The organism is Stenotrophomonas sp. S41, assembly GCF_016624625.1.
Lineage (GTDB): Bacteria > Pseudomonadota > Gammaproteobacteria > Xanthomonadales > Xanthomonadaceae > Stenotrophomonas.
In genome coordinates this window covers 1-5,305 of the sequence record NZ_JACVTV010000173.1, presented here as the reverse complement: position 1 = coordinate 5,305, position 5,305 = coordinate 1, and the positions used below count along the sequence as shown (strand labels likewise).

At 69.1% G+C, this 5,305-nt stretch carries 8 protein-coding genes; 5 read left to right on the top strand and 3 right to left on the bottom strand.

Annotated elements, in window-relative coordinates; translation table 11 throughout:
* The first annotated feature begins 172 nt into the window (after positions 1-172).
* The 3 genes from IAE56_RS20480 (at position 173) to IAE56_RS20470 (ending at position 2,250) form a co-directional block, all read left to right on the top strand.
* On the top strand, positions 173-1,534 hold the full coding sequence (locus IAE56_RS20480; RefSeq protein WP_200753783.1) for an Hsp70 family protein: 1,362 nt from the start codon (positions 173-175) through the stop codon (positions 1,532-1,534).
* A 228-nt stretch (positions 1,535-1,762) separates the two neighbouring features.
* Positions 1,763-2,056: a YkgJ family cysteine cluster protein gene (locus tag IAE56_RS20475; RefSeq protein ID WP_108747862.1), complete on the top strand. Its 294-nt coding sequence runs from the start codon at positions 1,763-1,765 to the stop codon at positions 2,054-2,056.
* A gap of 11 nt (positions 2,057-2,067) precedes the next feature.
* Positions 2,068-2,250, top strand: coding sequence for a hypothetical protein (locus IAE56_RS20470; RefSeq protein WP_079222716.1), 183 nt, complete (start codon positions 2,068-2,070; stop codon positions 2,248-2,250).
* A 48-nt stretch (positions 2,251-2,298) separates the two neighbouring features.
* On the opposite strand, the gene IAE56_RS20465 is transcribed toward IAE56_RS20470, so the two are convergent.
* The 3 genes from IAE56_RS20465 to IAE56_RS20455 are packed head-to-tail and all read right to left on the bottom strand — an operon-like array spanning position 2,299 to position 4,306.
* Positions 2,299-3,177, bottom strand: coding sequence for a DUF4097 family beta strand repeat-containing protein (locus IAE56_RS20465; protein ID WP_108769562.1), 879 nt, complete (start codon positions 3,175-3,177; stop codon positions 2,299-2,301).
* A gap of 11 nt (positions 3,178-3,188) precedes the next feature.
* Positions 3,189-3,731: a hypothetical protein gene (locus IAE56_RS20460; RefSeq protein ID WP_200753782.1), complete on the bottom strand. Its 543-nt coding sequence runs from the start codon at positions 3,729-3,731 to the stop codon at positions 3,189-3,191.
* Positions 3,728-4,306, bottom strand: coding sequence for an RNA polymerase sigma factor (locus IAE56_RS20455; protein WP_200753781.1), 579 nt, complete (start codon positions 4,304-4,306; stop codon positions 3,728-3,730). Before IAE56_RS20455 ends, IAE56_RS20460 begins: the two co-directional genes overlap by 4 nt.
* A gap of 122 nt (positions 4,307-4,428) precedes the next feature.
* Here IAE56_RS20455 and IAE56_RS20450 point away from each other — a divergent pair, with 122 nt between their 5' ends.
* Together IAE56_RS20450 and IAE56_RS20445 are read left to right on the top strand one after the other, a co-directional pair.
* On the top strand, positions 4,429-4,608 hold the full coding sequence (locus IAE56_RS20450; RefSeq protein WP_200753780.1) for a hypothetical protein: 180 nt from the start codon (positions 4,429-4,431) through the stop codon (positions 4,606-4,608).
* A gap of 35 nt (positions 4,609-4,643) precedes the next feature.
* Positions 4,644-5,237 carry a mechanosensitive ion channel family protein gene (locus tag IAE56_RS20445; protein WP_200753779.1) on the top strand — a complete coding sequence of 198 codons (594 nt, stop codon included), beginning with the start codon at positions 4,644-4,646 and terminating at the stop codon, positions 5,235-5,237.
* Positions 5,238-5,305 lie beyond the last annotated feature (68 nt).

Here is a 5,305-nt window from a genome sequence, read left to right as displayed (position 1 = left end):
GGGGCGCCTACGAGCCCCCATGGATGGGTTCACGGCGTGTCCTGCTCCGGCCGTCCCCTCGGCTGAACACGGAGCAGGGAGGCGCTGAACCCATCCGAAGCAGAGCGGGAACTTGCAGGAAGAAGCGAACTGCAGCAGAGTGCGCGGCCCCCGCCCGCCCCCGGACCTCCCCATGCGCCTTGGCATCGACTTCGGTACCAGCAACTCCGCCGCCGCCATCGTCCGTGATGGACAGCTGCTGCCGATCCGCTTCGGCGAAGCGGAACAGTTCCGCACCAGCGTGTATTTCCCCGGCGTGGTGCCCGATCCGGACGACTTCCAGCTCGATGCCGGCCAGGAACACGAACTGCAGCAGATGATCGACAGCGCAGCGCGTGCCGCCCGCGCCGCCGGCCAGGAACGCACCCCGCAGGCACTGCGCCGCGAAGCCCTGCGCGCCCTGCGCCGCGAATGGATGGAAGCCCGCGCCGGCAAGGAACGCAGCGCCAGTGACCTGCTGCAGAACGCCATCTACGGCGATGACGCCCTGGAAGCCTATTTCGAGGAACACGAAGGCAACCTGGTGCAGAGCCCGAAGTCGATGCTCGGCTACAACCTGCACCCGCGCGCGCGGCAGACCATCACCGGCATCGCCGCGCACATCCTCGAACACATCCGCCTGACCGCCAGCGCCCAGCTCGGCCAGCCGCTGCGCGCGGCCCTGCTCGGCCGTCCGGTGCAGTTCCGCAGCTCGATCGGCGCCGCCGGCAACGACCAGGCACTGGACATCCTGCGCGAGGCCGCCACCCAGGCCGGCTTCGACCAGATCGATTTCCTCGAGGAACCAGCCGCGGCGGCCATGCACTACCACGCCGAAAGCCGTGAGCGGCACCAGGCCGTCATCGTCGACATCGGCGGTGGTACCACCGACATCGCCCACGCCGAAGTGGGTGGCGATGCCGCCCCGCGCATCCATCGCGCCTGGGGTATCGCCCGCGGCGGTACCGATATCGACCTGTCGCTGAGCCTGTCCAGCTACATGCCGCTGTTCGGCCGTGGCGTCACCCGCGTGCCCGCCCACCACTACGTGGAAGCGGCCACCGTGCAGGACATGACCCGCCAGCGCGATTTCCGCCAGCACAAGTACGACCATGTCGACGACCCGTGGGGTTCGCGCCTGCAGGCGCTGCAGGACACCGGCAATACCGCGCGCCTGTACCGCGACGTCGAACGCGCCAAGATCGCCCTGAGCAGCAGCCCCAGCCATCGCAGCACGCTGGACTACATCGCCCGCGACCTGCACGCCGACAGCAGCACCGAAGGCCTGGCCACGGCCGCCTCGGGTTACCTGACACAGATCCGCGAGCTGCTGGCCCAGGTCCGCAGCGACATCGGCGGCGACCCGGATGCGGTGTTCCTGACCGGCGGCATGTCCCGCGCCGGCTACCTGCGGCAGGCCACCGCCGAGGCCTTCCCGGGCGCCCGCATGGTCCACGGCGAGCCCTCGCTGGGCGTCGTCCAGGGCCTTGCGCTCGCGGCAGCCAGCCGGGATTAACAAAACGTTACGCGGAGTTTGCTACCCTCGGTAGGCTTGATAGGGCTCTACCTTCCGCCGGCTGCGCCGGTGTGTGTACCCGGGTAGGGCCCGGCCCGCCTCGCGGGCCTTGCGGCCATGCCTTCTGGCTCGTTCATGGTCCGCGTACTACCCGAGCCGCCATCGAGACCCGCTTTGGGCACCCGCCTGGCCCCCGTGGCCGCACAACCTGACGAAACACCTGCACCCATCGACTGCCGCCGTTGTGACGCGGTCTGTTGCCGGTTGCCCGTGCTGCTGCAGGCCGGCGACGACGTGCCCCGCCAGTATACCTCGCGCGACAGGCACGGCCGTGCCGTGATGGCGCGCAATGACGAGGGCTGGTGCGCGGCGATCGATCCCTATCACCTGCGCTGCACGATCTATTCGCAGCGCCCGGCGATCTGCCGCCAGTTTTCGATGGGTGGCGACGACTGCCGCCGCGAGCGGCAGGATTACCTGCGCCAGGCCGATGCCTGGTCGCTTTCCTCCCCTTCCACCTGACAGGAGCAACCATGCCCCGCAAGGCAAAGACCCCCGCGAAGGCTACCAACAGCATCCGCAGCGAACGCAAGGGCGCGGCCGCCAGCACCACGGTCAGCAGCGATTCGATTGCGTCCGATCTGGCCGCGTTCCGCAAGAGCGGTGGCAAGATCGAAGTGCTTGGCACCACCTGGGCGCTGAAGAAAGCCAGCTGACCCACCCTGACCGCGGCGGCGCTGCCGCCGCGGCCTGCCGGGCCGCGCTCAGCGGTCCAGGCTGACCCGCACGCTGCCCGAATGCGACTGGATGCGGATGTCACCATCACCGCCACCCAGCTTCGTGTCCAGGCTGCTGCCCGGCCCATAGCGCGGCCGCTCCACCGTGCCGGCATCACTGTTGATCGAGCCGGCGAAGCTGTTCACCGACAGCTGTGCCGAGACCTTGACCGGCAACCGCAGGTTCACCGACGCACTGACCGATTCGACGTTGATGCGGCCCCCCGGCGCCAGGCCGGAAGTGGACAGATCGATGCTGCCCGAGACCGTCTCCACCGCCAGGCGCTGGACGCGGCCGGCATCCACGCCGACCCGACCAGACACCGTCTGCGCACCAATATCCCCAGACACGCCGCCACCGGCCTCGATGCGACCGCTGACCGTGTTCACATCCAGGCGCGGCGTCTGCAGCTTGGCGATGACGTTGCCACTGACCGTATTGAGCTTGCTGTCGCCACTGCGTCCGGCCGCCGTCAGGCTGCCACTGACCGTATCGGCCTGCAGCCGGCGCACGTCGATGCCACTGATGTCCTGGTCGGCACTGACCGTGCTCAGCAGCAGTTCCGACGCGCGCGGGACATTCAGCACCAGCGTCGCCGTGCCGCTGGTGTGGCGGCGCGGATACTCCACTTCCCAGCGCACGCGGTTGGCGCTCTTTTCCTGGCGCAGCTGCAGGCCATCGCCGAGGCTGCCGGTCAGCTGCACCTCGTTGCGGTCCCAGCCGCGCACGGTGACCTTGCCGGCCACGTTGCTCAGCTCGATGCGGCCACCACTGGCCAGGGTATGGCGCTCATCGACGCGGGTGTCGGCCAGGGCCAGCGAGGGCAACAGCAGCAACGCAGCGCAGAGCGGAAAAAGGGATCGCATGGGGTGTCTCCTCAGGTTGTCATTCCGGCCGCGGCGGCCTGCGCCGCCTGCCGGGTCAATTCCAGCCGCAGCGCGTAGGTACGCTTGAGCTGTCCAAGCAGGTGCGGTGCGCGCGGATCCTGCGCCAGCGCGGCACGGATCTGTGCCGCGCTTTCATCCAGTTCGTGCAGGGCCGGCTGCCAGGCCGCCGCGCGGCCACCGGGCAGCGATGCCACGGCCTGCTGGTACTGCTCGGTCATGGCCGCCGCCTGCAGCTGCAGGGTCGATGGCGCCGGTGCCTGCATCGGCGCCTGTCGCCACGGTGCCACGGCATAGACGGCCAGGCTGGCGGCGAGCGCCGCGCCCAGCGGCAGCCACGCGCGCAGACGGCGGCGCTGCGGGAGGGCGACGACGTTATCCGCGTGCTCCACCGCGACGGGTGCGGATTCGCGTGGCGGCAGCTGCGCCGCCAGGCGTGCCCAGCCATCGGCCGGGGGCATGCGCTGGTCGGGCAGCGCGCGCAGCCGCGCCTGCAGATCGGGGTCGTGGTCGTGATCGGTTTCGTGGGTACTCATGTCATGTCTCCCAGACGCGCGCGCAACAGGCCACGCGCGCGGTGCAGCTGTGCCTTGGAACTGCCGACGGCCATCTGCTGCTGTTCGGCGATCTCCTGGTGTTTCCAGCCCTCGATGTCGTGCAGCACCAGCACCGCACGGGCGCGTGGAGGCAGCGTCGCCAGCGCGCGCTCCAGGTCGCGCTCGGTGCCGGCGCAGCGATCGTGCACGGCCAGCTCCTGCAGGCCGCCGTCGACATCATCGAGGCTGTCGTGGTCCTGCCCGGCGGCGCGCCCGCGCAGTTCCATCAGCGCCGCGTTCACCCCCAACCGGTGCAGCCAGGTGGCCAGGCTGCTTTCAAAGCGGAACCCCGGCAGCGCCTTCCAGGCCTGCAGGAAGGCTTCCTGCAGCGCATCCTCGGCGCGCGCCTGCTGGCCGCCACACAGCCGCCACAGCACGGCGAACACACGCGGCGAGTGGCGCCGGTAGAGCTGTTCATAGGCCGCCATGTCGCCGGCGGCCGCGGCCCGCACCAGGGCGGGATCGTCGACGGCGTCGTTGGCGGCAGGCAGCGCGGGCATGGTGGTGTCGAGCATATCGCTTGGATGCGGCGACCCGGAAAAAGGTTTAAGCCCGATTGACGGCAACCGCATTGCAACCTTTTCGGTGCTGGCTGCATCCATGCAGGGTCCTTGGTGATAATTCCCGGAGTCCTGCCATGTCCAGCCCCTCCTGCGCCGCCCTGCTGGTGATCGTCGCCTGCGTCGTGCTGCAGGCCCTGGACCTGTCGCTGCAGCTGCGCCCGGACAGCGGCCAGGCCTGCGTGCATCAGCATCGCCAGGCCCTGGTCTGCGTAGCCTGGTCCGGATCGGTCGAAACCCCGGCACGCGCCGGGTAACATCAAGGGTCGTTAACGCCAGATGCTGTCGCCCCATGATGTTGTCGCTGAAAGACCACCTGCCCGCCTGGAGCCACCCGTGGCTGCACTACATCGGCATCGCCCTGCAGATCGTGCTGGTACTGGTGGTCGCCTGGCTGCTGCGGGTGCTTGCCCGCCGCCTGATCCGCCGCTTCGCCGAGCACTACACGCTGCCGCCGGAGATGGCGATGGGCGCGCGCCGGATCACCAGCTTCGTGGTCTATTTCAGCGCGCTGCTGTACATCCTCAGCCTGCTGGGTGCTTCGCCCTCGGTGCTGTGGACGGCCTTCACCGGTTTTGCCGCGGTGGGTGCGGTGGCGTTCTTCGCGGCGTGGAGCGTGCTGTCCAACATCTTCTGCACGCTGCTGATCTTCACCACGCGCCCGTTCCGCCTGCATGACTACATCGAGGTGCTGGAGAACGGCGAGAAGCCGGGCCTGAAGGGCCGGGTGATCGACGTGAACCTGATCTACACGACGCTGCAGGAAAGCGGCAACGGCCACGAGGGCACGGTGCTGCAGCTGCCGAACAACCTGTTCTTCCAGCGCACGGTGCGGCGCTGGCGCGATCCCTCGCACGTGCCGGGTGGCATCCAGGGCGACGGCTGAGGGAAGGTTTTTCTTTACAGGGCTGCGCCCTGCACCTGCCGAAGCCGAAGCCGAAGCCGAAGCCGAAG

Coding starts and splice junctions, on each gene's coding strand:
- IAE56_RS20450 (WP_200753780.1), top strand. CDS start 4,429: ATGTCCAGCCCCTCCTGCGCCGCCCTGCTGGTGATCGTCGCCTGCGTC.
- IAE56_RS20460 (WP_200753782.1), bottom strand. CDS start 3,731: ATGAGTACCCACGAAACCGATCACGACCACGACCCCGATCTGCAGGCG.
- IAE56_RS20455 (WP_200753781.1), bottom strand. CDS start 4,306: ATGCTCGACACCACCATGCCCGCGCTGCCTGCCGCCAACGACGCCGTC.
- IAE56_RS20480 (WP_200753783.1), top strand. CDS start 173: ATGCGCCTTGGCATCGACTTCGGTACCAGCAACTCCGCCGCCGCCATC.
- IAE56_RS20445 (WP_200753779.1), top strand. CDS start 4,644: ATGATGTTGTCGCTGAAAGACCACCTGCCCGCCTGGAGCCACCCGTGG.
- IAE56_RS20470 (WP_079222716.1), top strand. CDS start 2,068: ATGCCCCGCAAGGCAAAGACCCCCGCGAAGGCTACCAACAGCATCCGC.
- IAE56_RS20465 (WP_108769562.1), bottom strand. CDS start 3,177: ATGCGATCCCTTTTTCCGCTCTGCGCTGCGTTGCTGCTGTTGCCCTCG.